A 26337-nucleotide genomic window follows, 5' to 3' on the forward strand; every position below is an offset into this window, starting at 1 on the left:
TAGGGCCGCAGGCCCGCTTCAGGATTCGCTGGAGATTTCCTTGGGCAACCGCTCATCAATCACCCGATACAACCCACTCCCCTCAGGCCAGTTGCGCATGAACCGCGCCCGATCCCGGGCGTAAGCCGGGGCGAAACTCGCGTGGGAGCGGTGCTGGCACATGGAATCCAGGTCGATCAGCGCCCAGCGGTCGTGTTGCCAGAACAGGTTATGCCCCTTGAGATCACCATGGCTGATGCGTTCGCGGATGAGATCGGCGAACAAACGATCCAGGGCAAGCAGTTCAGGTTCAGGCGCCTCGCCACTTTCCACGTAAGGGGCAAAGCGCTCGATGATGTCCGGCCCCGACAGATGTTCGGTCACCAGATAAGCGCTCCGGCGCAGCCACAGGAAACGCTTTTCCAGCAACGCCAGGGGCTTGGGCGTGGCGATGCCGAGGAAGGCCAGGCGATTACCCTCGCGCCAGGAATGCCAGGCGCGACTGGGGCGCCAGAAGCGTTTGAGCCAATGGGCGAAGTGCTTGATGTTGTAGCGTTTGATCACCAGAGGACGACCGTCCACCTCGACCTTGCCGACACTCGCCGCGCCCCCGGTCTTGTAGAGATGCCCCCGGTCAAGCAAGGCGTCGGCCTGCGCCAGCACCGGTGCCATAGCGACTTCTTCATCGCGACGGATTGCTCTCAGACCAAACGGGCCGCGCTGCACGCTGAACAGGCTGCACTCGCGCCCGACCTTTTCCAGAAAGTCCTTCAACCGCCAGCCGTGCACCTTGTCGATCTGCTTTTGCAGCGCTTCCATGGGCAGCGCATGTTCGGCGTTGCTCAGCAGGTAATGCACCAGGAGTTCTTCGTTGAACGGTTCGATGGCCTTGGGCAGTTGGGCAAAAAACACCCCGAGGTTCTCCAGCACTTTCTGTCGCGACAAGGGTTGCCCGGGGGTTTCGGCGCGGATGCCGGCACCGTCGATCAGATAGAGCTTGCCGCCATGGCGCAGCAGATTGTCCAGATGAAGGTCTTCCTGCCACAAGCCCTTGCTGTGCAGTTGTGCGATGGCACCCAAGGCTTCGGCCAGCACGTCTGTCTGTTCATCGGCCAACAATGGCAGATGCTCGACCTGCTTCCAGGCGTCGCCCAGGCTCTCGGCCCCTTCGAGCAACTCGAACAGCAGCCAGCCGCCCTCGCCGTCCTTCAGGCCATCGGCGAGCAGCAGCGGCGTGGTCAGACCCTGTTCAGCCAGCAGGCGGACACCTTGCCGTTCACGCTGGAAGTGCCGGGCGGCCTTGCTGCCCACCAGCAGTTTGGCCAGCACCGGTCGGCCGCGCCACACACCGGCGCCGACATAACGCTGCCCCGGCAGTACCCGCAGCAGAGAAAGCAGTTGCAGTTGCGCCGGTCCGGCGGCGTCCGCCAATTCCAGGCTCAATGGCAGCACTGGACTGCGACCGGCATCTTTGAGTTCGGACAATTGCATCAGTGGGCTTCCTTGTGACTGCGCCTGGCGACAAGGCGGTTCATCCAACTTTCGACCAGCGCGCCCTCGTTCGGTTGGTCCAGATAGGTAGACAGCAGCTGACGCACGTCGTTGTCATTCCAGGCGGGTGCGCGCCGCAGCAAGGGCTCCAGATCCTTGACCCGGTCGCGCTGACCGAAAAGCAGCGGTCGGGTCTTCTCCAAGTCAATCAACTGTGCTTGATAGCCGTTCGTGCTCGCCTGCAAAAAGATGTGCTTGGGGTAGAAACAACCGTGAATCTGGCGCATGCCATGCAGGCGCCGCGCCAATAAACCACAGGCCTTCAGGATGGCGACACGTTGCGCCGACGCCAGGGCCGGCCAGCGCTGTAACAGCGATTCCAGGTCATCCCAGCCGTCGAGGGCGCGGGTCAACAGAATTGCCCGTACGTCGCCATCCACCTTGCGCTGGCCATAGAACACCGCTTGCAGGGCAGGGATTTCCAACTCGCGATAGCGGCTGATATTGCGAAACTCCCGCGAGAAACTCGGCTCGCCGAAAGGGTGGGACCAGGTCCGGGTCAGGTAATTGCTCTGGCGCTTGAGGTAATACCCCTGCCCTTCCAGTTCGAGCCGGAATACGCTGCTCCAGCCTCCACCCGAGGTGTTGGGTTCGTCCACCGCATCCAATTGCCGGGCCCACAGGGCCTCGAAGCTGTCCAGGCCGTGACGCGCCAGTAATGGCCGGTCTTCGGCGGCCAGAAAATCAGTCATTCACGCCCCTCGAAAAATCTCACTACGTGGCGGATGCGTTTCTTATCGCACGCATCGAGCCGGTCATGCTGGCGATATTGCAGGTAAAAGCGCAGGCGCTGGGTGGCGGACAGGTGATACTTGGCCACCTTATCCAGGCACGCCAGGTCTTTGGTGATGCGGTATTTGAGCCAGAAGCCACGCCAGAAATCGCCGTTGGGGCAGTCGATCAGGAACAGTCGCGACTGGTCGTCCACCAACAGATTGCGCCATTTCAGATCGTTATGGGTGAAACGATGTTCATGCATGGTCCGCGTGTATCCGGCCAGTTGCAGGCTCACCTTGTCGACCCATGCGCGATCGGTCAAACGCTGGTCGTGACGTTCGGCCAGGGCCGAGAGGTCTTCGGTATGGGGCAATTCACGGGTGATCATCGCGCCACGGGCATAGGCTGCGCCATGTCGCTCCAGCCCCCAGGCGACGATTTGCGCCGTGGGAATTCCCCATTTGGCGAAACGCTTGAGATTCTGCCATTCGGATTTGACCCGGGGCTTGCCCAGGTAACGCCGCAAGCCCTTGCCAGCCCCGGTGTAGCGCTTGACATAGTAGTTCACACCGTTGCGCCGCACCCGGATCACCTCCGACAGCGGATCGCGGGTCAGCCGCTCACCCTCAAGGGCGAACACCGCGTCGAGGCTGCCGAAATCCTGCGCCAGTTCCGCGTAGGCAGGCTCCAGATTCCAACCCGACATCAGAGCGCATCCCCATATCGCTGCTTGCGTGCATAGAGCTTGTTGGCCTTGCCTTCGAGCCAGCGCAGCAACAGCGCTTCGTCAGCCAGGATCCGGCGCAGCGGCTGCTGGAAATAACCCTTGAGAAAACGCAGCTTATCGCGACGGGTCAGGCCGATGTCCAGTGCCGAGAAATACAGCGCCGCCAGGTCCTTGTTGCGCCAGCGGGGGGTGATGGCCGGACGGGTCTGGGCACGATGCAGGTCGATTACCGACAATTTGAGATCTGCGGCGGTGACCGGCTTGTCAGTGTGCAACAGGAAATGACAGATATAGCAGTCGCGATGGTTGACGCCGGCACGGTGCATCATGCCGGTCATGCGCGCCACTTCAGCGATCAGGGCACGTTTGAGGGCAGGCTCCGGCGGCTGGCGGACCCAGTCGATGCTGAAATCCTCGAGGCTGACGGTGGGGGCCAGCTCCTCGGTGATGATGAACGAATGCTGGTCCGCCGGATTGCTACCCTTCTCGCCATACGCGACGGCGGTCATGGTAGGCACACCGACTTCCTGCAAACGCTGGATGGCGGCCCATTCCTGCCCCGCGCCGAGGACCGGCAATTTGGCAGTGACCAGATTCTTGACGATCTCGGCCCAACCGATGCCCCGGTGGATCTTGACGAAAAAGCCGCGGCCGTTCACCTCGGTGCGCAAGGTGCGCCGGGCTTCCAGTTCACGGTAGACCTCGCCCTTGAGCGCCTCGACTTCAGCGAACGCATCGCGCCCGGCCCAAAGGCTCTTGAACGGTTCGGCCAACATCACTTTCATTGTGCGTGCTCCGCCAGAATCACGTCGGCCGCGTGCTGCGGCATGCTGTAGAGGTCCGCCGTTTCGGCGAACGCCAGACCGTTGCGGCTCCAGGCCGCCCGCGCCTCGGCGTCGCTCAGCATTCGCTCCAGGTACCCGGTGAGCTGGGCCTGTTCGAACGGCTCGTCCAACACCAGGCCGCTGTCGGCCTCGGCGATGTAATGGGCGTACCCGCACACCGCACTGACCAGCACCGGCAGCCCGGCCACCAATGCTTCAAGCAGAACGGTGCCAGTGTTTTCGTTGTACGCCGGGTGAATCAACAGGTCGGCGCCCAACAGGAACCGAGGGATGTCACTGCGCCCCTTGAGGAACCGCACATTGTCACCCAGGCCCAACGCGGCGCCCTGCAGTTGGAATACCTTGGGGTCGTCCTGGCCAATTACAAACAGCCGGGTACGTTTTTTGAGCTCGGGCGGCAGCGCAGCCAGGGCCTTGAGGCTGCGATCCACCCCCTTGGTCTTGAACCCGGAACCGATCTGCACCAGCAGCAGGTCATCCTCGGCAAGTTCGAACTCGGCACGGAACGCCGCGCGAATCTCGTCGGCATCGACAGGCCGACGGCGGTCCTGGGCGATACCCGGTGGCAGCAGATGAAAGCGTTCCAGCGGTGTGCCGTAGTGCTTGATGAACAGCGGCTGCTGGACTTCGGAAATCATCAGTACGTCGGTTTTGGCATCCTTGGCGAACACGGCCCGCTCGTACTCGGCAAAATGCCGGTAGCGGCCCCAGCGTCGGTACAAGGAGTTACGCAGGTTCTGCGCCTTGTCTTCGAAGCAGCCATCGGCGGCGTAGTACACGTCCAGGCCGGGCATCTTGTTGAAGCCGATCAAGCGGTCCACCGGGCGCTTGGCAAGATCAGCCTCCATCCATGCGCTGAGTTTCTCGTTGCGACGGTGGTTGAACAGCGCCTTGACCGGCGCGACCAGCACTTCGAAGCCCGGTGGGACGTCACCTTCCCAGATCAGCGTGTAGACGCGAATCTGATGCCCGCGCCGCTGACACTCCAGCGCAATGCGCATGAAGTCGCGTTGCAGGCCACCGAAGGGGAAGTACTTATAAAGGACAAAAGCCAATTGCATCAGCGTGGTTCCTCAGCCAATAACGTGCTCAGGTGGCTGGCGACACGCTCGGGATTCAGACGCGTGAAGCACAGGGGCTGCTCGCGTTTCAGGTCGAACCGACGCGCATCTTCGGCGGTCGGCGGGTAGGTGCATTGTTTCTGCATGCACGGCGCACAAGGGAAATCGCTGGCGAGATGGATCTGGCCCTTGCCATAGGCACCGGTCAGTACCGGGTTGGTGGGGCCGAGCAGGGAAATGGTCGGCACGTCCAGGGCGGCGGCCAGGTGTCCCAATCCGGTGTCCACGGCCACACAGGCCTGGGCGCCGGCCAGTACCTTGCCCATTCCGCCCAGGTTCAGCTTCGGCAGCACCAGGGCATTGCGCAGTCCTTTGGCGATACGCTCGGCCCTGGCCTTTTCCGGCGCGCTGCCCCATGGCAACTTCACTACCACGCCGAGCTGGCCCATGCGCTCGGCCAATTGACGCCAGTAAAGCTCCGGCCAGTGTTTGGACTCCCAGGTGGTGCCATGCAGGAACACCACGTAAGGATATTGGCGCGGCAGTTCCACCAGCTTATCGACGCTCAGGCCATAGTTGCCCAGGGTCTGCGGCAAGTCGTACCCCAGCGCCAACGCGAACAATTGCCGCACCCGTTCGACCGCATGTTGACCACGGGCCACCGCCAATCGACGGGAATAAAAGCGTGCGGCCAGGGGTTCGCGGGCCGAGTGTCTGTCCAGGCCCGCCACCGGGGCCTTGACGTAGCGGGTCAGCCAGGCGCTCTTGAGCAAGCCCTGGGCGTCGATCACCAGATCGTACTTTTCGGCACGCATGCTGTGTTTGAAGCGTCGCCATTCGCCGCTCTTGACGGTTTGCCAGAGGTTCTTGCGCCAACGACGGATCGCCACAGGGATGACCTTGCCCACGGCCGGGTGCCAGGTGGGAATTTCGGCGAAGCCTTCTTCCACCACCCAATCGAACCGGATGCCAGGGATCGCTCGCGCCGCGTCGGTCAATGCTGGCAGGGTGTGGACCACATCGCCCAGCGAAGAGGTCTTGATCAACAATACCCGCAAGTTACTGGACCTCCACCGGGGTGCCCTGCAAACGCGCCAGGGCATCGTTCACCGCCGGTGGCATGAGCTGGCGCAGGCAGTTGTAATGACCGAAGCGGCAGGTGCGGTCGAAGCACGGGCTGCATTCGATGCCCAGGCGCACCACTTCGACCTTGTCGGCCAACGGTGGGGTAAAGCCTGGCGAGGTGGAGCCATAGACTGCCACCAATGGACGGTTCAAGGCCGCCGCCACGTGCATCAGCCCGGAGTCGTTGGACACCACGGAATCGGCGCAGGAGAGCAGGTCGATGGCTTCGGCCAGGGAGGTTTCGCCACTGAGGTTCACCGACTCCTCTCGCAAGCCGGGAATCAGTCGCGAGCGAATGTCTTCACCCACCGGGTGATCCTTTTTCGAACCGAACAGCCAGACTTGCCAGCCTTCACGGATCTTCGCCTCGGCAACCTGGGCGTAATGCTCCGCCGGCCAGCGCTTGGATTCGCCGAATTCAGCACCCGGGCACAAAGCCAGCACCGGACGGTCAAGGCTCAAGCCGAATCGGGTCAACGCCGTTTCTCGGGTCAACGGATCAATTTGCAGGCTTGGGCGCGGATAGGGTTTCGGCAGCTCGGTCCCCGGCTCGTAGGCCAGGGCCATGAACCGCTCGATCATCAGTGGATAGCGGTCCTTGTCCAGCGTGCGCACATCATTGAGCAGCCCGTAGCGGAACTCGCCACGCCAGCCAGTGCGTTTCGGGATACCGGCGAAGAATGGCACCAGGGCCGACTTCAATGAGTTGGGCAACAGGATCGCCTGGTCATATTGACCAGCCAGGGATTTGCCGATACGCCGACGGGTTGCCAGTTCCAGCACGCCATGGCCGAGCGGAAAGCTCAAGGCCTTGCGCACCTGTGGCATGCGTTCAAGGATCGGCCGGCTCCATTCCGGGGCCAGGACGTCGATTTCGCATTGCGGATGGCGCTGCTTGAGACACTGGAACAGTGTCTGTGCCATCACCATGTCACCGACCCAACTGGGCCCAACGATCAGAATATTCATGTGGCTTCCAAAAACGATACGGGGAGGCCTACGCCTCCCCGCCTCAAAAAACACTGCAACCCCGTTGTGGGAGCGGGCTTGCTTGCGAAAGGGCCATTACCTCCGACATCCATGTTGCCTGACATTGCGCCATCGCGAGCAGGCTCGCTCCCACATTCAATCAGTACTCAATTCAACCCCAACTCATGCCAGATGCGCATGACTTGCCGGCGCTCTTCGACGAACTGGTCGCCGGTGATCACCCCGGCATCTTTCTGCAAGGCCTGGCGGTGAGCGGCGGAGCGGTAGGCTTTATAAGCCTCGCGCAACAAAGTGGCGTCCTCGGACGGCATCAGCCCGACCTCCTGCAACCCTTCGAGGATGCGAATGTTATCGGTGTAACGCAGCAGCGACGGGTATTGCTCGGACCACGCCAGGGCCGCGTATTGCACCATAAATTCAATATCGACGATACCTCCCGCGTCCTGCTTGAGGTCGAAGGGCGCCGTGGCCTCGAAGGCATTTGGCGCGGTTCCGGCGGCAGTGGCCTTGCTGCCAAGGTTATCGCGCATCTTGGCACGCATCTCGCTGACCTCCTGGCGCAGCGTCGGCAGATCACGCTTGCGCCCGAGCACCTGGGCACGGACTTTCTCGAACGCCTGGCCCACGTCCGGGCTACCCACCAGCACCCGAGCCCTCACCAGCGCCTGATGCTCCCAGGTCCACGCCTCGTTCTCCTGATAACGGGCGAACGCACCGAGAGAGCTGACCAGCAACCCCGACGCACCGGATGGTCGCAGGCGCATATCCACTTCATAAAGCTGCCCGGAGTTGGTCTGGGCAGTCAGCAAGTGAATGATGCGCTGGCCAAGCCGGGTAAAGAACTGTGCCCCGTCGGTGGGTTTCGGTCCGTCGGTTTCCGCCTGGGGATCGCCGTCGTGGATGAACACCAGATCCAGGTCGGAACCATGCCCCAACTCCAGGCCGCCGACTTTTCCATAACCGACAATGATGAATCCCGGATCGCACAAACTGCCATCGGTGCGCAATGGCACACCATGTTTGGCCACGGTCTGGCGCCAGGCCAGGGCCAATACCTGTTCGAGAATCGCCTCCGCCAGCCAGGTCAGATAGTCACTGACTTTCATCAGCGGCAAGCTGCCGGCAATCTCCGACGCCGCCACGCGCAGGCGGTGCGCCAGCTTGAAATGCCGCAGGGCTTCCATCTGCTGTTCCAGGTCGTCCTCGGGAATTCGCGTCAGACGCTCGCGCAACTCCGCCGCCAGTTCCGGCGCCAGGGGCGGCTTGAACAAACGCCCTTCATTGAGCAACTCATCGAGCAGCAATGGGAAGCGAGTGATCTGCTCGGCGATCCACGGGCTCGCCGCGCACAGCGTCAGCAAACGTCTCAGGGCTCCCGGGTTTTCCGTCAGCAGTACCAGATAGGCCGAACGACGGGCGACAGCCTCCACCAGCGGCAGCACGCGCTCGAGTACAAGGTCGGGGTTGTCATGCTCAACCGCCTGGGCCAACAGACGCGGGATGAATGCATCCAGACGCTCGCGTCCCAGACGCTGCATGGCGCGTAATTGCGGACTGCCGCGCAGGATCGCCAAGGCCCTCAACGCCTTGGGCGCATCGATGAATCCGCCCTCCTCCAACTGACGGCACGCAGCCCCTTCGTCCTGGCTGTCTTCCCACAACGGCAACCATTCGCCGCCCACCACCACTTCGCTTTCGCTCCCCGTCTCTTCATCCGGATCGGCAATGACCTGACCAAAATGCCAGGCCACGCGGCCACGCCAGTACATCAACTGCTCATGGAACGCCGCCCAGTCGGCAAAACCCAACATGAACGCTATGCGCGCCTGATCCTGGGGGCTGTCCGGGAGCATCTGGGTCTGGCGATCGGCAACGGCCTGGATGGCGTGTTCGGTATAACGAAGGAATTCATAGCCCTGGCGCAGCTCGTCGATCACCTTGGCCGGCAGATAGCCCTGGCCTTCGAGCGTCGCCAGTACCTTGAGCAACGGACGCTGCTGCAGGCTCAGGTCACGACCGCCGTGGATCAACTGGAACGCCTGGGCGATGAATTCCACTTCGCGGATGCCGCCCGATCCCAGCTTGATGTTGTCGGCCATGCCCTTGCGCCGCACTTCCTGTTGGATCAGTTGCTTCATGGTGCGCAGCGCTTCGATGGCGGAAAAGTCCAGGTAACGCCGATAGACGAACGGGCGCAACATGTCGAGCAGTTGCGCACCGGCCACCTGATCACCGGCCACGACCCGCGCCTTGATCATCGCGTAGCGTTCCCAGTCTCGTCCCTGGTCCTGGTAATACTGTTCCAGCGCGTTGAAACTCAGCACCAGGGCACCGGCCGAGCCGTAGGGTCGCAGGCGCATGTCGACACGGAACACGAAACCGTCGACGGTCATCGGGTCCAGGGCCTTGATCAGGCGCTGGCCCAGGCGGATGAAGAACTCCTGGTTATCCAGCGCTCGCTTCACGCCGACGGTTTCGCCGCCCTCGGGATAGGCGAAGATCAGGTCGATGTCCGATGACAGGTTCAGCTCCACCGCGCCAAGCTTGCCCATGCCCAGGATGACCATCTGCTGCGGCGCGCCGCTGCGCCGTCCGGTAGGTGTGCCGAACTGCTGGCAGAGGCGTTGGTACAGCCATTGGTAAGCCTGGTCGATGCAGGCGTCGGCCATGTCCGAGAGGTCGCGACAGGTCTGGACCAGGTCCGCCTTGCGATTCAGGTCACGCCAGATGATCCGTACCTGCTGGCGGGTGCGCTGGCGGCGCAGGACCCGACCGAGTTCATCCTCGGTCTCGGCGGCCTGGACCGCGGCGCCGATCTGCGCGCACATCTCCCCGGCGACCAGGCTGCGGTCCAGCTCGCCGCTGCGCACCAACTCCAGCAGCATCATCGGATCACGAAGACTCTGTTCGATGACAAAATCGCTGGCGGCCGCGACGCGCTGGAATTCGATCCAGCGTTCCGACGTCCAGGCGCAAAGCCCATGGTCATCATCCAGTGAACCGACCACCGCACGGAACGACTGCTCGGCACGACTGACCAAAGACTGGAGAATTCCCGGCACCATTTCCGGTATTTGGGCAAGCAGAGGCAGGCTCATGGTCTATCCTTGATCGGCGCGGGAAAGGCTGGATGTAGTGTTTTTCCCATAGACACTACCTGATCGACTGTCGAACAAAGATGATAAATAGCTGAAAATCTGATTTTATTGGCAGCCGACATCAAGTTTTTACCTGTTCGAGTTAGCTCAAGACCAACAGTAACGATTATTCTCACAACGAAACGAGGGGCCAAAAGCCTTTCATGTGTAGTTTTACTACTCGTATATACATCCGGATGGCTGAAACGGCCGACGATTTGTAGTAAAACTACACGCCGCCGAGACAACCTTCGGCAATCCAAGAATTTATATCGTCTGCCCACAAGGCCAGTCGCAAACTCAGGCAACCGATTCTGGTAGCCTTTCCGCCCTGGAGCAAGCCATGCAAGACCTCGATCCCGTCGAAACCCAGGAATGGCTGGACGCCCTGGAATCGGTTCTCGACAAAGAAGGCGAAGACCGCGCTCACTACCTGATGACCCGCATGGGCGAACTCGCGACCCGCAGCGGTTCGCAATTGCCCTATGCCATCACCACGCCGTACCGCAACACGATCCCCGTCACCCACGAAGCACGCATGCCTGGCGACCTGTTCATGGAACGCCGCATTCGCTCGCTGGTACGCTGGAACGCGTTGGCCATGGTCATGCGTACCAACCTGAAAGATTCTGACCTGGGCGGTCACATCTCCAGCTTCGCCTCCAGCGCGACGCTGTATGACATCGGCTTCAACTACTTCTTCCAGGCCCCGACCGACGAACACGGCGGCGACCTGATCTACTTCCAGGGTCACGCATCGCCAGGCGTCTATGCCCGTGCGTTCATGGAAGGTCGCATCAGCGAAGAGCAGATGAACAACTTCCGCCAGGAAGTGGACGGCAACGGCCTGTCCTCGTACCCGCACCCTTGGCTGATGCCTGACTTCTGGCAATTCCCGACCGTTTCCATGGGCCTGGGCCCGATCCAGGCGATCTACCAGGCACGCTTCATGAAGTACCTGGAAGCCCGTGGCTTCATCCAGCCGGGCAAGCAAAAGGTCTGGTGCTTCATGGGCGACGGCGAGTGCGACGAGCCGGAATCCCTGGGTGCGATCTCCCTGGCTGGCCGCGAGAAGCTGGACAACCTGATCTTCGTCATCAACTGCAACCTGCAGCGCCTCGACGGCCCGGTTCGCGGCAACGGCAAGATCATCCAGGAACTCGAAGGCGTGTTCCGTGGTGCCCAGTGGAACGTCAACAAGGTCATCTGGGGCCGTTTCTGGGACCCACTGCTGGCCAAGGACGTCGACGGTATCCTGCAGCGTCGCATGGACGAAGTCATCGACGGCGAATACCAGAACTACAAGGCCAAGGACGGCGCGTTCGTCCGCGAGCACTTCTTCAACACGCCTGAACTCAAGGCCATGGTTGCCGATCTGTCCGACGACGAGATCTGGAAACTCAACCGCGGCGGCCACGACCCGTACAAGGTCTACGCGGCGTACCATCAGGCGGTCAACCACAAAGAGCAGCCAACCGTCATCCTGGCCAAGACCATCAAGGGTTATGGCACCGGCGCCGGCGAAGCGAAGAACACCGCGCATAACACCAAGAAAGTCGATGTCGACAGCCTGAAGTTGTTCCGCGACCGCTTCGACATCCCGGTCAAGGACAGCGAACTGGAAAACCTGCCGTTCTTCAAGCCCGAAGAAGGCAGCGCCGAAGCCCGTTACCTGGCCGAGCGTCGTGCCGCGCTGGGCGGCTTCGTGCCGCAGCGTCGCGCCAAGAGCTTCAGCGTCCCGACGCCTCCGCTGGAAACCCTCAAGGCAATCCTGGATGGTTCGGGCGACCGCGAAATCTCCACCACCATGGCCTTCGTGCGGATCCTCGCGCAACTGGTCAAGGACAAGGAAATCGGCCCACGCATCGTCCCGATCATCCCGGACGAAGCCCGTACCTTCGGTATGGAAGGCATGTTCCGCCAGTTGGGCATCTACTCGTCCGTCGGCCAGCTCTACGAGCCAGTCGATAAAGACCAGGTGATGTTCTACCGCGAAGACAAGAAGGGCCAGATCCTCGAAGAAGGCATCAACGAAGCGGGCGCCATGAGCTCCTTCATTGCCGCCGGTACTTCGTACTCCAGCCACAACCAGCCGATGCTGCCGTTCTACATCTTCTACTCGATGTTCGGCTTCCAGCGTATCGGCGACCTGGCCTGGGCCGCCGGCGACAGCCGCACCCGTGGCTTCCTGATCGGCGGTACCGCCGGCCGCACCACGCTGAACGGCGAAGGCCTGCAGCACGAGGACGGTCACAGCCACATGCTGGCCGGCACCATCCCGAACTGCCGCACCTATGATCCGACCTACGGCTACGAGCTGGCGGTGATCATCCAGGACGGCATGAAGAAGATGACCGAAGAGCAACAGGACGTCTTCTACTACATCACCGTGATGAACGAGTCCTACCAGCAGCCAGCCATGCCGGCCGGTGTCGAGGAAGGCATCGTCAAGGGCATGTACCTGCTCGAGGAAGACACCCGCGAAGCGGCGCACCACGTCCAGCTGATGGGCTCCGGCACCATCCTGCGCGAAGTGCGTGAAGCGGCGAAGATCCTGCGCGAAGAGTTCAACGTCGGCGCCGACGTGTGGAGCGTCACCAGCTTCAACGAACTGCGTCGCGACGGCCTGGCCGTAGAGCGCAGCAACCGCCTGCACCCTGGCCAGAAGCCAAAGCTGAGCTACGTCGAAGAATGCCTGAACGGTCGCAAGGGTCCGGTCATCGCCTCTACCGACTACATGAAGCTGTTCGCCGAGCAGATCCGCCAGTGGGTTCCTTCCAAGGAATTCAAGGTGCTGGGCACCGACGGTTTCGGCCGTAGCGACAGCCGCAAGAAGCTGCGTCACTTCTTCGAAGTCGACCGTAAGTTCGTTGTGTTGGCAGCCCTGGAAGCCCTGGCTGACCGTGGCGATATCGAACCTAAAGTGGTGGCCGAAGCCATCGCGAAGTTCGGCATCGATCCGGAAAAACGCAACCCACTGGACTGCTGAGGAGAATTTTCGTGAGCGAACTCATTCGCGTACCTGACATCGGCAGCGGTGAAGGTGAAGTAATCGAACTGTTTGTGAAGGTCGGCGACCGTATCGAAGCCGACCAGAGCATCCTGACGCTTGAATCGGACAAGGCCAGCATGGAAGTGCCTGCGCCGAAGGCCGGTGTCATCAAGAGCCTGAAAGTGAAGCTGGGCGATCGCCTGAAAGAAGGCGACGAGCTGCTGGAACTGGAAGTCGAGGGCGCCGCTGCGGCGCCTGAGGCGGCCGCACCCGCTGCTGCCCCGGCGGCTGAGAAGCCTGCCGCTGCACCGGCTGCCGAGGCGGCACCTGCCCCGGCCGCCGCGCCGGCTGCCGCTACTGTCCAGGACATTCATGTCCCGGACATCGGTTCGTCGGGCAAGGCCAAGATCATCGAAGTACTGGTCAAGGCCGGCGACACCGTCGAAGCCGACCAGTCGCTGATCACCCTGGAATCCGACAAGGCCAGCATGGAAATCCCGTCGCCGGCCGCCGGTGTGGTGGAAAGCGTCGAGATCAAGCTGGAAGACGAAGTCGGCACCGGTGACCTGATCCTGAAGCTGAAAGTAGCCGGTGCCGCTGCACCCGCTACCCCAGCGCCAGCCCCTGCACCTGCTGCCGCCAAGACCGAAGCCGCTCCGGCCCCGGCTGCCGCGCCAGCCGCCAAGGTCGACGCTGCGCCAGCACCGGCCGCCGCGCCTGCGCCAAGCGGTGCCAAAGTCCATGCCGGTCCTGCCGTGCGTCAGTTGGCCCGTGAATTCGGCGTCGAGCTGTCGGCCGTCAGCCCAAGCGGCCCACACGGTCGTGTGTTGAAGGAAGACGTGCAGGCTCACGTCAAAGCCATGATGCAGAAGGCCAAGAACGCCCCTGCCGAAGGCGCCACCGGCGGCGCGGGCATCCCGCCGATCCCGGCGGTGGACTTCAGCCGCTTCGGCGAAACCGAAGAAGTGGCCATGACCCGCCTGATGCAGATCGGCGCGTCGAGCCTGCATCGCAGCTGGCTGAACATCCCGCACGTGACCCAGTTCGACCAGGCCGACATCACCGAGCTGGAAGCTTTCCGCGTCGCGCAGAAAGCCGTGGCGGAAAAGGCCGGCGTGAAGCTGACCGTGCTGCCGCTGCTGCTCAAGGCATGTGCGCACCTGCTCAAGGAACTGCCGGACTTCAACAGTTCCCTGGCCCCGAGCGGCAAGGCTGTGATCCGCAAGAAGTACGTGCACATCGGTTTTGCCGTCGACACTCCGGAAGGCCTGCTGGTACCGGTCATCCGCAACGTCGACCAGAAGAGCCTGCTGCAACTGGCCGGCGAAGCCGCTGCCCTGGCCGACAAGGCCCGGAACAAGAAGCTCACCGCCGACGACATGCAGGGCGCCTGCTTCACCATCTCCAGCCTCGGCCACATTGGCGGCACCGGCTTCACGCCGATCGTCAACGCGCCGGAAGTGGCGATCCTGGGCGTCTCCAAGGCCACCATCCAGCCTGTCTGGGACGGCAAGGCCTTCCAGCCCAAGCTGATGCTGCCGCTGTCGCTGTCCTACGATCACCGAGTGATCAACGGCGCGGCCGCTGCACGCTTCACCAAGCGCCTGAGTGACCTGCTGGGCGACATCCGCACCATCTTGCTGTAACCGGACGGCCCTCCTTCACCGGAGGGCCCTCCAGACCGCTGTTTCCGAGCGCCACGCTCGTACCTCAACCCCGCCCGTTTGGCGGGGCTTTTTTTTTGCGCGCCATAAACACTCGACTGCGCAACGGGAAAAGCACTATCCACTTTTCCTACTCTGAAGAACATAAATGGCTACGTTTCCTGTTGGTTATGGCCGACAACATCTGTCCCCTTCCCTTTGAAAAACAATGCCACGTCGGGCTTTAGCATGGCCTCTGCACGGCTGAACACCAAACTTCCTCAAACATTGTTTTCGAATGGATTCGAATTATGTTCAAACCCACTGTCGGCCCTATTGTTGGTCACACTACAACCGATCATGCACGGATATTCCTGCGCGGCGATCAATACAATAACAATCCGGTATACGCTGGATTGCGTTACAGGCTTCAGGGTGACAGAGAGTGGTCAAAAGGCCGCTTTATCCAGCTGCATGCCCACCGTGACATGTCCGATGTCATCGTATTGACGGGCCTCCAGGCAGACAGCCTCTACCAATATCAAGCGGGTTGGTTCACCCCGGAAAGTCCGAACCTTTCCCTGGAACTTCTTCAGAAACAGCCAGTACGATGGCCCGAAAACATCTATTGCCTACGGACTCTGCCCCGTGAAAACAGCGCGCTACACGGCTATATCGTGGGTTCGTGTCGCTATTTGAGAATCACCGCCGGTACCCCATCGACCCCTGAACGGGGGGACCGGACCTTTGCCGGAATCCAGCGCGTCGTGGACCGGGCCGATCCTCCCATCCGCGGGGTCCTGATGACAGGGGACCAGGTTTATCTCGACGACCTGAATATCGTCGCGCCGGATCGAACCTATAAAGACATTCTGTTCAAATACCGCACAGTGTTTTCCCAACCCCATATCGGAAAGTTGATGTCCAGCGTACCGACCTACATGATTCTCGACGACCATGAAATCGAAGATAACTGGCCCGCCAACAAACAACTCCACGATGAAATCCTGTACGCGAATGCCATGAGCGCTTATCGACTTTATCAAGTCAGTCATAGTCCCGCCCATGAACTAATGAGCGACGGAGCATTGAACAGGTCGCTGAAGCATTATTGGTATGAACTTGCCCATGACGATATCGAATGGTTCGTTACCGATAGCCGGACCCAGCGCAATCTATCACCGCAAGACCGACGGATCCTGGATACAGAACAGGAGCGGGTACTGCTTGAATGGCTCAACAACAGCACAGCCCGAGTCAAATTCATCGTGACCAGCGTCATGTTCTACCCGGACAGCAAGCGTAATGACGGCGATGCCTGGCAGGCCTTCCCGCAACAGCGCCTGCGGCTTCTGGAACACATTCGTAAACGGAAGATCAGGAACGTGATATTCGTGTCCGGCGATGTACATGGCTCCATGACCAGTCGTCTGGGCCATAGCGAGGATGCCGATTTCGAGGTGCACACCATCGTTTCCTCGCCGTTCTACAACAGCGAACTGCTGCCATACGCGTCGGCATCGGATTTTATTTTCGATAACGCCATGGCCCGAACCGGAAACGGTGAATACCGCTATGAGCTGACCAGCCCTGTGATCGGCCAGGATAACTTCGCCCACCTGCAGGTCGCGGCCCAGAGCGTCCAAGTCACGTTCTACGACGGCGACGCAGGGCCCCTGCATACGGTCGACATCCCGTTGCGCTGACAAACGGTTGCTCTTGCGGCGCCCTCTGATCGACCGGAGGACTGGAGAAATCCGCCGATTGGCCGATAAGGTTTATAGCACTTGGCCTTCATCTCTCTTGTCAGCCAGTGTCGCAATGATGCAACCTTGCGGCAATCCTTGAGAACGAGGGCGTCAGCCCGGCGCGATCAGCATTTTCGAAGCGAGTTTCCCCATGAAAAGCCAACCCGATGCCGCCAGCCGTATGGCGGCCGAGGTAGTGACGCAATTACCGGTGCCCTCGCGGCTCGGTATGCTGCGTTTCGAACGGCTGAATGAAGCGAGCTGGGCGCTGCTATTCCTCGATCCCAATTGCGAACGTTACTTCGGCGTACCGGCCGTGGAGCTTTGCTCGCTGGTCAGTTCACCCTATGCCAGCCTGATGGAGCCCGAAGCGCGCTATCAATTGCACGACGCGATCCAGCAGCAACTGGCCGAGGCCCCGCATTATCTGGTTCGCTACACGCTGCACACCGCCAAAGGCCCCATGAACCTGCTGGAGATGGGTGAAGCCTACAAGCAACACAACCGCCATCTGCTGCGTGGTTACCTGCTGGCGGTGGACAACCTGCTGCAAAGCGAGCCGTCGACTCCGGCGCCGGCCCTGGATCTGGAAACCCAGAACTCGCGCCTGCAAATCGCCCTGGAGCTGAACCAGCGCGCTCAGCAAGAACAGCTCCAGCACCTGGACCGGGTACGTGCACAGCAGGACCTGATCCTGTTGCTGACCCGCCAACGCTACAGCGCCAACAATTCCCTGCTGGAAGCCGCCGAACTCATTACTCGCAGTGCCTGCGACATTTACCAGATCGACTGCGCCAGCATCTGGAATCTGGAAGACGGCAAGCTGGTGCCCATTTCGGCCTATAACCGCGCAACCCAGGAATACTTTCGCCCGGATGTAATCGATGCCAACGAGTATCCGAATTACATGGAGGCCTTGCAGACCTGCCGCGCCATCGACGCCCACAACGCGACACGCGACCCACGCACCCGGGAAATGGCTGAAAACCTGCGCGCGCGCAACGTCAACGCCATGCTCGATGCCAGCGTGCGGATCGACGGCCAGGTGGTGGGCGTCCTGTGCCTGGAACAGGTGGGCGCCACCCGCGCCTGGCAGTCGGACGAGATAGCCTTTGCCGGCGAGCTGGCGGACCAGTTCGCCCAGGTTATCAACAACCACAACCGACGCATTGCCACCAGCGCCCTGCATCTGTTCCAGCGTGCCGTGGAACAAAGCGCCAACGCGTTTCTGCTGGTCAACTGCGACGGCGTGGTGGAATACGTTAACCCCAGCTTCACCGCCATCACCCAGTACACCACCGAAGAGGTTCACGGCCAGCGCCTGTCCGAACTGCCAGCCCTGGAAAACCTCAGCGAACTGCTGTTCGACGCGCCCTCGGCCCTGGCGCAAAGCAATAGCTGGCAGGGCGAGTTCAAGAGCCGGCGCAAGAACCTGGAACCGTACTGGGGCCAATTGTCGATTTCCAAGGTGTATGGCGATAATCGCGAGCTGACCCACTACATCGGCATCTACGAAGACATTACCCAGGCCAAGCTCGCCCAGCAGCGCATCGAGCGCCTGGCCTACACCGACAACCTGACCAACCTGGGCAACCGCCCTGCGTTCATTCGCAACCTGGACGAACGCTTCGCACGGGATAGCGACTCACCCATCAGCCTGCTGCTGGTGGACATCGATAACTTCAAGCGCATCAATGACAGCCTCGGCCACCAGACCGGCGACAAATTGCTGATCAGCCTGGCACGGCGCCTGCGCAACAGCCTGAGCCCGGGCGGTAGCCTCGCGCGCTTCGCCAGCAATGAATTTGCCGTACTGCTGGACGACACCGACCTTGAGGCCGGCCAGCAAGTCGCCAGTCAACTGCTGATGACCCTCGACAAGCCGATGTTCGTCGACAACCAGCTGATCAGCGTGACCGGCTCCGTGGGCCTGGCCTGTGCGCCGCTGCACGGCCGCGACCCCCAGACCCTGATGCGCAACGCCGGGCTCGCCCTGCACAAGGCCAAGGCCAACGGCAAGCATCAGGTCCAGGTGTTCACCGAGGCACTGAATGCCGAGGCCAGCTACAAGCTGTTCGTGGAAAACAACCTGCGCCGCGCCCTGACCCAAAACGAACTGGACGTGTTCTACCAGCCCAAGCTGTGCCTGCGTAGCGGCCGCCTGCTGGGCATGGAAGCGCTGCTGCGCTGGAATCATCCGGAAAAGGGCATGATCCGCCCCGACCAGTTCATCAGCGTGGCCGAAGAAACCGGCCTGATCATCCCCATCGGCAAGTGGATCGCCCGCCAGGCTTGCCGGATGAGCAAGCAACTGACCGCCTCCGGGCTGGGCAACCTGCAAGTGGCAATCAACCTGTCGCCCAAACAGTTCTCCGACCCGGACCTGGTCGCCTCGATCGCCAGTATCCTCAAGGAAGAACAACTGCCCGCACACCTGCTGGAACTGGAGCTGACCGAAGGCCTGCTGCTGGAAGCCACCGAAGACACCCACCAGCAACTCGACCAGCTCAAGCGGCTGGGCCTGACCCTGGCCATGGATGATTTCGGCACCGGTTATTCATCCCTGAGTTACCTTAAAAAATTCCCAATCGACATCATCAAGATCGATCGCAGCTTCATCCATGAGATCCCGGACAATCAGGACGACATGGAAATCACCTCGGCCGTGATCGCCATGGCCCACAACCTGAAGCTCAAGGTCGTGGCCGAGGGCATCGAGACCGCGCAGCAATTGGCGTTCCTGCGCCGCCACCGCTGCGACGTCGGCCAGGGCTACCTGTTCGACCGGCCAATCCCCGGAGGAGAGCTGGTCGAGAAGCTCAAACGCTATCCGCGCGGCCCAATTGCCTGACAGCGATGTAACACTCGGGCACACTGACAGTCTTATTATTCAACTTCGCTCAACTCAATCTGACTGAGAGGACTGATGATGGTCTTGCGCTCGGAAATCCTGGTGAACAAAAACGTGCTGCCTACTCAAGAACAAGCCCTGCCTGGCCGTGAAACCCCGATCAAGGTTCCGGATGAACATTTCGTCAATGGCAACCCACTGCTCGGCCCATTTCCCGGCAATGTTGAATTCGCAATCTTTGGCCTGGGCTGCTTCTGGGGCGCGGAACGGCGTTTCTGGCAACGTGAAGGGGTCTACAGCACTTCGGTGGGCTACGCCGGCGGCTTTACCCCCAACCCCACCTATGAAGAAGTCTGCTCGGGCCTGACCGGCCATAGCGAAGTGGTGCTGGTGGTCTATGAGCCGGAGAAAGTCAGCTATGAGCAACTGCTGGCGATGTTCTGGGAACTGCACAACCCGACCCAGGGCATGCGCCAGGGCAACGACATCGGCACCCAGTACCGCTCGGTGATCTACTGCACCACGCCAGAACAGCTGGCAGCGGCGAAAAAGAGCAAGGAAGTTTTCCAGGCCGAACTGACCAAGGCCGGCCTCGGGGAAATCACCACCGAAATCGACGAAGCGCCGACGTTCTACTATGCCGAGGCTTATCACCAGCAATACCTGGCGAAGAATCCGGAAGGGTATTGCGGGATTGGTGGCACGGGCGTGACCTGCCCGATCTGACTTCAAGCTTGAAGAGCTTCGCGAGCGAGCCCACTCCCACATGGGCTTTGTGTCCGACCGCATTTTTGTGATCAGCACAGGCCTATTGAGGGAGCGGGCTTGCTCGCGAAGGCGCCCCCTCGGATGCCATCATTACATCTGATTGCCATTCAGCTTTCTGCAATCAACCAATCCATCTGCCACCCACCCTGGGTCTGCCCGAGTTTCTTCGACAACCAAGGCAGCAGCTCCCGTAACTCCTCCTCAAGCCCCCACGGCGGGTTGGCAATCGCCAGGCCAGAGCCGTTCAGGCTGTTGGGCGTGGCCAACGGATGCACCAGCAACTCCACTCGCAACAGCTTCGGCGCACCGGTGCCGGCCAGGTCCTGGTAGAAACGGCGCAACATTCGCTGGTCCTTCACCGGGTACCAGATCGCGGCCACCGTCTGGCGCATCCGGCCAATGGCATCCTTGAGGGAGGCGGCACAGCGCTGCATCTCGTCGAGCTTCTCGAACGGCGGATCAATCAACATCAGGCCACGTTTCTCCGCCACTGGCAGCAACGCCCGGGGCACATGCCAACCTTCACCCAGGTGCACCGCCACCCGACGGTCACCTTTCATGTTGTCCTTGAGCAGCACACCGTCCTCGGGATGCTTCTCGTTGAGCAACACCCGATCCTGCGCCCGGGTCAGGCGCCGTGCCAGCTCCGGAGACCCCGGGTAGTAGCGCAACTGCCCGTCCGGGTTCATGTCGTGCAGCACGTTCATGTAATCAGCGGTCAGTGCCGGCAAGTCGTCCTGCCCCCATAACCGTGCGATGCCCTCCAGGTATTCACCGGTCCGATTGGCCTGGTCGCCCTGCAGGTCGTACAGGCCGATGCCCGCATGGGTATCGAGGTAGGCGAACGGCTGTTCCTTGCGCGACATCAAGGCGATGAGGCGAGTCAGGGTCAGGTGTTTGAACACATCGGCGTGATTGCCGGCGTGGAAGGCGTGGCGATAATTCATGGCGGCTCCTGCGAAGGGCGACGAGTTTACCTTGAAGCGCATCGGACGTCAGGGGTTCGCAGCCGAGCGGACGAGCGCCGACCGCCCCAATGACCCTCAGCCCAGCTCCTGTAACAGATAAGCGTGCAACGGCGCCTTGGGCCCACTGACCGGCTCATACTCGTCAAAAAAGTGTTCGATCTTACGGCGCAGGATCCGCTCATCGACCCGCTCGAACAGATACGGATGCTCTTCGTCGAGCCACCTGAGCAGGTTAGCCAGCAGGCAGTCTTGCGTACCCTCGGCCAACGCGTTCAACAGAACGGCAGGGACTTCCCACCAGGGGAAGGCTCGTCCCGGCTGCCGGGCATTTCCCATGATCGCCAGGGCTTGGCCGTTGATAAGGCAACGACTGACGACAGGCAATAACTGGCCGGCATCGGCCTCGTCGGATTGAAGGATCGGCTGGAGAAACCGCCCATCCCAGAAGCGGAAAAACACAGGGCTGCCGCCCGGCAAAAGCACCTGGGTGAGCCCGCGCAAATGCTCGGCAAGGGTTTGCTGATCGACGGAGGACACCGCCAGCCAGCCCCAATCGAGCGAATCGGTGTTCGCCACCCAACGAAGGAACTCACCGTCCACAGGGACCACTCCCACATAAGGCATGACCGCTTCCCAGCCGGCATAGGGCGTATCGGCCCAGATCGGGCTGGGCGTGACCATCGTCGAACGCCTCCAGGCTGCCAACGACATGGCGGTGCTGGCGTTACCGAAGATCGCGAAGAGCTGCTCGGATGTTTGCAACGGATGCCGCTCAAGCCATTCGTAGGGAGACATGCGGCAGCTCATAAGCATCCCCCGGTATCGCAAATACCGCTCCTGCAACGTTCGCACTCCTCGCAGAACGGTGCCGGACCTTGCAGGCTGAGCATCTGCGCGAGGGACAACCGGGGCGCCACCGCGGCCACCAGTGTCTCGGCCTTGCCCGGCGAACCCGGCGCGGCCTTCATCACGGCCACAGGCGCCCCACCGACCTGGATCGGCACGCTGCTGAAAATCCCGCCCGCGCCGATGTTAATCCAGTGCCCGCCCGCCTGGATGGTTGCACTGGCCCCACCTTCCAGCACCACTTGCTGACCGGCGCTGACGTGGAAATGCTGGCTGGCACCGAGGGTCTGGCTGGTCACACGGATGTGCCGGTCACCGCTGACCAGCAAGTGATCGTCGTGCCCGATTTCAACCTGGCGGCGACCACGGGCGATGTGCAGGTCATCGGCCCCGAGCTCATGCCGAGCCGTACCGGCGACGACCACACTGCGCTCATGATCGACCTGCACCCGTTGGTCATGAAGTACATGCTGGGTCCAGTTCCGTTGTGCCCGCAGATAGATTTCTTCGGCCCCCTTGCGATCCTCGATGCGCAATTCGTTGTAGCCGCCTCCGCCAGGGCTGCTCTGGCTGCGCAATATGCTGCGGGTCTTGTCCGCTGGCAGATCCAACGGCAATGGGTTGGCTCCGTTGGGCAAACAGCCGACCACCAGGGGCTTGTCCACGTCCCCGTCGATGAAGCCCACCAGCACTTCCATGCCGACCCGGGGAATCATCACACCGCCATAGCGATTATGGGCCCATCCCGAGGCCACCCGCAGCCAGCAGCTGGAATGCTCGTTCCGCTGGCCTTCGCGATCCCAAGTCATCTGCACCTTGACCCGTCCGAACTCGTCGCAATGGATCTCGCTGTCGACCGGTCCCGTCACCACCGCGGGATGATAACCACGGGCCGAGGGTTTTTCGTAATGCAGCGAGGGGCGGAAAAATACGTCCCACGGCGTCGCAAAAAAAGTATTGCTGTAGCCCTGGAACTCATCCGCGCTATCCGTGACCGTCTCTTCCAGCACCTGCGGCTGACGGCCCCGATGAGTGAGGTGTGTCAGGAGCCATAGATCATTCCACTGCACCTGTGGATGCCCGGCGATCTGCATGAAATGTCCGCTGGCGAGGGCGCACTGATCACCGCGGCCTTCGGCCAGTCGGGAATCGGCGCCATGGCGCTCCAGTGCACGCCGGGCCAAATGCGTGCCATGCTCGCGATCAGAGAAAAGACCGGGATAGCGATACTCCTCCAGCGCCGGCTGCTGCTGGCTATCCTGGTGGGTTTGCAACAGCAGGCCGGGTTGGCGGAAATCGTAGTCGCGCAGCGTCACCGCGTTGGTGCGTGTCTGGAGCCGGACCGCCAGGCGCTTGATCGCCGCTTCCCCGGCGGCCATGCCGCTGCCCGGCAGATACAACGTCGGCTCGGGCAGGCGGGGGAAGACGGTCTGGTCATCACCAAACACCAGCAAGTGGCCGTCGGGGCTGTGCCGGAAGTGGTAATGGATCCCCACCTCGGCACACAACCGTTCGATAAAGGCCAGATCGCTTTCACCGTATTGCACGCAGTATTCACGTTCGGGGTACTCACCACCGAGGCTGAACTGGAACCCATCGCCATGGATGCCATGATCCTTCAGCACCCTGGCGATGATCGAAGGCACGCTCAGGTGCTGGAAAATCCGTTGGTTGATGCGATGGCGCAGGTAAGCCAGGCGTGGCACCAGGCTGATCTGGTAACGAGTCAGGCGCTTCCCCGGATCGCCTTGGGCCACGCTGTAAACCTGGCCATGAATCCCGCGCCCCAAGTGGTCGAACCCCAAGTAAGCCTGGCGATGCAACAATGCCTCCAACGCAAGATCCCCTCGCTCGCTCACCAGCTCTACATCGAAGCAATAGGGTTGACTGATGCCCTCCTCGCCCGTGAACTCAAGCACCTTGAACTCATTCGGTCCGTCGTCGAGCGTCAGCGTGAAACGCGGTTGGTTGGCAGACGCGAACATCCGATGTCTCTCTGCAAAAATGTAGGCGGACGATTCTGCATGAGCCACACGGAGAGCGGGCTGGAGGTCAGGAAAAACAGATTTGCCTTACATCTGGGGAGATAAAAGCCGCAGCATGTGCTGCATTTTCCGATAGACATCCTTTGCGTAGCAGCCTACGGAACCCGTCGCACGATTGAATCAGCGGCGTCTTACAACCTGACGAGCCTCGGGACTGCAACACGGCGTGATAACGTTCCCTTCGTCGCAAAAAAGCAAAGGACGCACCGCATGACGACTCGCTACGCAAAAATCGCAATGACCCTGGCACTCGCCACATTCGCTTTCCTGACCGTGTTCAACAACATCACCGACTACCGCTCCAACTTCAATTTCGTCCAGCACGTGCTGAGCATGGACACCACGTTCCCGGACAACGCCGCCCGCTATCGGGCTATCGTCCAGCCATGGCTGTGGCATGGCGCCTACTGGCTGATCATCCTCGGCGAAGCGTTCACTGCCGGGCTGCTCGGCTACGGGGCACTGAAACTGTGGCAGGCGCGCAAGGCCGAGGGCGCGATATTCACACGGGCCAAACGTTGGAGCATCGCCGGCCTGACGACGGGATTCCTCGTCTGGTTCTTTGGCTTCATGGTGGTCGGAGGGGAATGGTTTCTGATGTGGCAATCCGAAATCTGGAATGGCCAGGACGCTGCGTTCAGGTTCTACATGGCGCTGCTGGGTGTACTGATCTTCCTCAACCAGCCCGACGCCACGGTGGACTGACCGCGCAAATGAAAACGGCCCACCTCCACTGGAGCCGGGCCGTTTTTTTCATCCAACCTTCGAGCGAGCCGTCCAGGCCTCGCCGAAAGCCTTGTTTAGTTGTTCAGGCGGAAATCTTTCTCGGCCGCTTCGAAGCGCTGCACCATACCGGCGGTAGGCGAGCCCATCTTGCTGACGAAGTAGATGGCCAGGCTGGCGAAGATAAAGCCCGGGATGATTTCATACAGGCCCAGCAATTCGAAGTGCTTCCAGACGATCACGGTGAGTGCACCCACCAGGATACCGGCCAGTGCACCGTTACGGGTCATGCCTTTCCAGATGACGGAGATCAGGACAACCGGACCGAAGGCAGCACCGAAACCGGCCCAGGCATAGCTCACCAGGCCCAGAACGCGGTTTTCCGGGTTGGCGGCCATGGCGATGGCGATCAAAGCCACTAACAACACCATGGCACGGCCGACCCAGACCAGTTCCAGCTGCGAAGCATTCTTGCGCAGGAAGGTCTTGTAGAAGTCTTCGGTCAGGGCGCTGGAGCACACCAGCAACTGGCAGCTCAGGGTACTCATCACCGCCGCCAGGATGGCCGACAGCAGGACACCGGCAAGCCATGGGTTGAACAGCAGTTTGGCCAGCTCGATGAATACGCGCTCAGGGTTTTCGGTCACGGGACCGGCCACCTCGGGATGCGCCGAGAAGTAGGCAATGCCAAAGAAGCCCACGGCCACGGTGCCGCCCAGGCACAGGATCATCCAGGTCATGGAGATACGACGGGCATTGGCGATCGACTTGACCGAATCCGCCGCCATGAAACGCGCCAGGATATGAGGCTGGCCGAAATAGCCCAGACCCCAGCCCATCAGCGAGATGATACCGATGAAGGTGGTGTTCTTCAGCATGTCGAAGGACGAAGGATCTTTCGCTTCGATAGCCAGGAACGTGGTGTCCACGCCGCCGGTGGCCAGCAGCACGATGATCGGCGTCAGGATCAGGGCGAAGATCATCAGGGTGGCTTGTACGGTGTCGGTCCAGCTCACGGCCAGGAAACCACCCACGAAGGTGTAGGCGATGGTCGCCGCGGCACCGGCCCACAGCGCTGTCTCGTAGGACATGCCGAAAGTGCTTTCGAACAGACGGGCACCGGCCACGATGCCGGAGGCGCAATAGATGGTGAAGAACACCAGGATCACCACCGCGGAGATGATACGCAGCACACCGCTCTTGTCTTCGAAACGGCTGGAGAAGTAGTCCGGCAGGGTCAGTGCATCGCCGTTATGCTCGGTCTGGACCCGCAGGCGACCAGCCACGAACAGCCAGTTCAGGTAGGCACCGACGATCAGGCCGATGGCGATCCAGCTTTCCGACAGGCCGGACATGTAGATGGCACCAGGCAGGCCCATCAGCAGCCAGCCGCTCATGTCGGAGGCACCGGCGGACAATGCGGTCACGACGCTGCCCAGGCTGCGGCCGCCCAGGATGTAATCGGAAAGGTTGTTGGTGGATCGATAAGCCATCAGGCCGATCAGGACCATGGCTGCGATATAGATCACGAAGGTGATCAGGGTGGGATTGCTTACACTCATGAGTTACGCCCTGGCTTTGTTTTTATGTAGCGGTGGCAGTTGAAAGCGCCGACAACACA

The 26337-nt window shown here is 61.2% G+C and carries 18 protein-coding genes; 6 read left to right on the forward strand and 12 right to left on the reverse strand.

Going from position 1 to position 26337, the window contains the following annotated elements:
• Window positions 1–18 precede the first annotated feature (18 nt).
• The 8 genes from AD666_RS03520 to glnE all read right to left on the reverse strand — a co-directional run bounded on the left by AD666_RS03520 (window position 19) and on the right by glnE (window position 10093).
• Window positions 19–1470, reverse strand: a complete 1452-nt coding sequence (locus tag AD666_RS03520; protein WP_053147613.1) for a lipopolysaccharide kinase InaA family protein — start codon at window positions 1468–1470, stop codon at window positions 19–21.
• Window positions 1470–2222: a lipopolysaccharide kinase InaA family protein gene (locus AD666_RS03525; protein ID WP_053147615.1), complete on the reverse strand. Its 753-nt coding sequence runs from the start codon at window positions 2220–2222 to the stop codon at window positions 1470–1472. Before AD666_RS03525 ends, AD666_RS03520 begins: the two co-directional genes overlap by 1 nt.
• The gene (locus AD666_RS03530; RefSeq protein ID WP_053147621.1) at window positions 2219–2953 is read right to left on the reverse strand and encodes a lipopolysaccharide kinase InaA family protein; all 735 of its coding nucleotides are present in this window, start codon (window positions 2951–2953) and stop codon (window positions 2219–2221) included. The genes AD666_RS03525 and AD666_RS03530 overlap by 4 nt, the downstream gene beginning before the upstream one ends.
• Complete coding sequence (gene rfaP / locus AD666_RS03535; protein WP_053147623.1) at window positions 2953–3759, reverse strand: lipopolysaccharide core heptose(I) kinase RfaP; 807 nt, start codon at window positions 3757–3759, stop codon at window positions 2953–2955. Before rfaP ends, AD666_RS03530 begins: the two co-directional genes overlap by 1 nt.
• A complete protein-coding gene (locus tag AD666_RS03540) occupies window positions 3756–4880 on the reverse strand; it encodes a glycosyltransferase family 4 protein (RefSeq protein WP_053147626.1) in 1125 nt (374 codons plus the stop codon). Before AD666_RS03540 ends, rfaP begins: the two co-directional genes overlap by 4 nt.
• Window positions 4880–5938 carry a lipopolysaccharide heptosyltransferase I gene (waaC, locus tag AD666_RS03545; RefSeq protein ID WP_053147628.1) on the reverse strand — a complete coding sequence of 353 codons (1059 nt, stop codon included), beginning with the start codon at window positions 5936–5938 and terminating at the stop codon, window positions 4880–4882. Before waaC ends, AD666_RS03540 begins: the two co-directional genes overlap by 1 nt.
• Before the next feature lies 1 nt (window position 5939).
• Window positions 5940–6974, reverse strand: coding sequence for a lipopolysaccharide heptosyltransferase II (gene waaF / locus AD666_RS03550; RefSeq protein ID WP_053147630.1), 1035 nt, complete (start codon window positions 6972–6974; stop codon window positions 5940–5942).
• Between the two features lie 167 nt (window positions 6975–7141).
• On the reverse strand, window positions 7142–10093 hold the full coding sequence (glnE, locus tag AD666_RS03555; protein ID WP_053147632.1) for a bifunctional [glutamate--ammonia ligase]-adenylyl-L-tyrosine phosphorylase/[glutamate--ammonia-ligase] adenylyltransferase: 2952 nt from the start codon (window positions 10091–10093) through the stop codon (window positions 7142–7144).
• A 382-nt stretch (window positions 10094–10475) separates the two neighbouring features.
• Here glnE and aceE point away from each other — a divergent pair, with 382 nt between their 5' ends.
• The 5 genes from aceE (at window position 10476) to msrA (ending at window position 20092) form a co-directional block, all read left to right on the forward strand.
• Window positions 10476–13121 (forward strand): pyruvate dehydrogenase (acetyl-transferring), homodimeric type, encoded by a 2646-nt coding sequence (aceE, locus tag AD666_RS03560; protein ID WP_053147634.1) that lies wholly within the window; start codon window positions 10476–10478, stop codon window positions 13119–13121.
• An 11-nt stretch (window positions 13122–13132) separates the two neighbouring features.
• Entirely contained in the window at window positions 13133–14770 is a 1638-nt protein-coding gene (aceF, locus tag AD666_RS03565) for a dihydrolipoyllysine-residue acetyltransferase (RefSeq protein ID WP_053147636.1), read from the forward strand.
• 308 nt (window positions 14771–15078) lie between these two features.
• A complete protein-coding gene (locus AD666_RS03570) occupies window positions 15079–16473 on the forward strand; it encodes an alkaline phosphatase D family protein (protein WP_053147638.1) in 1395 nt (464 codons plus the stop codon).
• 193 nt (window positions 16474–16666) lie between these two features.
• Window positions 16667–19366 carry a bifunctional diguanylate cyclase/phosphodiesterase gene (locus tag AD666_RS03575; protein WP_053147640.1) on the forward strand — a complete coding sequence of 900 codons (2700 nt, stop codon included), beginning with the start codon at window positions 16667–16669 and terminating at the stop codon, window positions 19364–19366.
• A gap of 78 nt (window positions 19367–19444) precedes the next feature.
• Window positions 19445–20092 (forward strand): peptide-methionine (S)-S-oxide reductase MsrA, encoded by a 648-nt coding sequence (msrA, locus tag AD666_RS03580; protein ID WP_053148168.1) that lies wholly within the window; start codon window positions 19445–19447, stop codon window positions 20090–20092.
• A 149-nt stretch (window positions 20093–20241) separates the two neighbouring features.
• On the opposite strand, the gene AD666_RS03585 is transcribed toward msrA, so the two are convergent.
• The 3 genes from AD666_RS03585 to AD666_RS03595 all read right to left on the reverse strand — a co-directional run bounded on the left by AD666_RS03585 (window position 20242) and on the right by AD666_RS03595 (window position 23933).
• Window positions 20242–21081 (reverse strand): 23S rRNA (adenine(2030)-N(6))-methyltransferase RlmJ, encoded by an 840-nt coding sequence (locus tag AD666_RS03585; RefSeq protein WP_053147643.1) that lies wholly within the window; start codon window positions 21079–21081, stop codon window positions 20242–20244.
• Between the two features lie 96 nt (window positions 21082–21177).
• Window positions 21178–21897, reverse strand: a complete 720-nt coding sequence (locus tag AD666_RS03590; RefSeq protein ID WP_256222450.1) for a DUF4123 domain-containing protein — start codon at window positions 21895–21897, stop codon at window positions 21178–21180.
• Window positions 21898–21905: 8 nt separating this feature from the next.
• Window positions 21906–23933, reverse strand: coding sequence for a type VI secretion system tip protein VgrG (locus tag AD666_RS03595; protein WP_053147647.1), 2028 nt, complete (start codon window positions 23931–23933; stop codon window positions 21906–21908).
• A gap of 270 nt (window positions 23934–24203) precedes the next feature.
• Between AD666_RS03595 and AD666_RS03600 the strand changes: the two genes are divergently transcribed.
• Window positions 24204–24698 (forward strand): DUF2165 family protein, encoded by a 495-nt coding sequence (locus AD666_RS03600; RefSeq protein ID WP_053147649.1) that lies wholly within the window; start codon window positions 24204–24206, stop codon window positions 24696–24698.
• A gap of 95 nt (window positions 24699–24793) precedes the next feature.
• Here AD666_RS03600 and putP read toward each other — a convergent pair whose 3' ends face one another.
• Complete coding sequence (putP, locus tag AD666_RS03605) at window positions 24794–26278, reverse strand: sodium/proline symporter PutP (RefSeq protein WP_053147651.1); 1485 nt, start codon at window positions 26276–26278, stop codon at window positions 24794–24796.
• Window positions 26279–26337 lie beyond the last annotated feature (59 nt).

The sequence above is a fragment of the Pseudomonas sp. Pf153 genome (assembly GCF_001269775.1).
Taxonomy (GTDB): Bacteria; Pseudomonadota; Gammaproteobacteria; order Pseudomonadales; family Pseudomonadaceae; genus Aquipseudomonas; species Aquipseudomonas uvaldensis.

Coding starts and splice junctions, on each gene's coding strand:
- AD666_RS03520 (WP_053147613.1), bottom strand. CDS start 1,470: ATGCAATTGTCCGAACTCAAAGATGCCGGTCGCAGTCCAGTGCTGCCA.
- AD666_RS03525 (WP_053147615.1), bottom strand. CDS start 2,222: ATGACTGATTTTCTGGCCGCCGAAGACCGGCCATTACTGGCGCGTCAC.
- AD666_RS03530 (WP_053147621.1), bottom strand. CDS start 2,953: ATGTCGGGTTGGAATCTGGAGCCTGCCTACGCGGAACTGGCGCAGGAT.
- rfaP (WP_053147623.1), bottom strand. CDS start 3,759: ATGAAAGTGATGTTGGCCGAACCGTTCAAGAGCCTTTGGGCCGGGCGC.
- AD666_RS03540 (WP_053147626.1), bottom strand. CDS start 4,880: ATGCAATTGGCTTTTGTCCTTTATAAGTACTTCCCCTTCGGTGGCCTG.
- waaF (WP_053147630.1), bottom strand. CDS start 6,974: ATGAATATTCTGATCGTTGGGCCCAGTTGGGTCGGTGACATGGTGATG.
- glnE (WP_053147632.1), bottom strand. CDS start 10,093: ATGAGCCTGCCTCTGCTTGCCCAAATACCGGAAATGGTGCCGGGAATT.
- aceE (WP_053147634.1), top strand. CDS start 10,476: ATGCAAGACCTCGATCCCGTCGAAACCCAGGAATGGCTGGACGCCCTG.
- AD666_RS03570 (WP_053147638.1), top strand. CDS start 15,079: ATGTTCAAACCCACTGTCGGCCCTATTGTTGGTCACACTACAACCGAT.
- AD666_RS03575 (WP_053147640.1), top strand. CDS start 16,667: ATGAAAAGCCAACCCGATGCCGCCAGCCGTATGGCGGCCGAGGTAGTG.
- msrA (WP_053148168.1), top strand. CDS start 19,445: ATGGTCTTGCGCTCGGAAATCCTGGTGAACAAAAACGTGCTGCCTACT.
- AD666_RS03585 (WP_053147643.1), bottom strand. CDS start 21,081: ATGAATTATCGCCACGCCTTCCACGCCGGCAATCACGCCGATGTGTTC.
- AD666_RS03590 (WP_256222450.1), bottom strand. CDS start 21,897: ATGTCTCCCTACGAATGGCTTGAGCGGCATCCGTTGCAAACATCCGAG.
- AD666_RS03595 (WP_053147647.1), bottom strand. CDS start 23,933: ATGTTCGCGTCTGCCAACCAACCGCGTTTCACGCTGACGCTCGACGAC.
- AD666_RS03600 (WP_053147649.1), top strand. CDS start 24,204: ATGACGACTCGCTACGCAAAAATCGCAATGACCCTGGCACTCGCCACA.
- putP (WP_053147651.1), bottom strand. CDS start 26,278: ATGAGTGTAAGCAATCCCACCCTGATCACCTTCGTGATCTATATCGCA.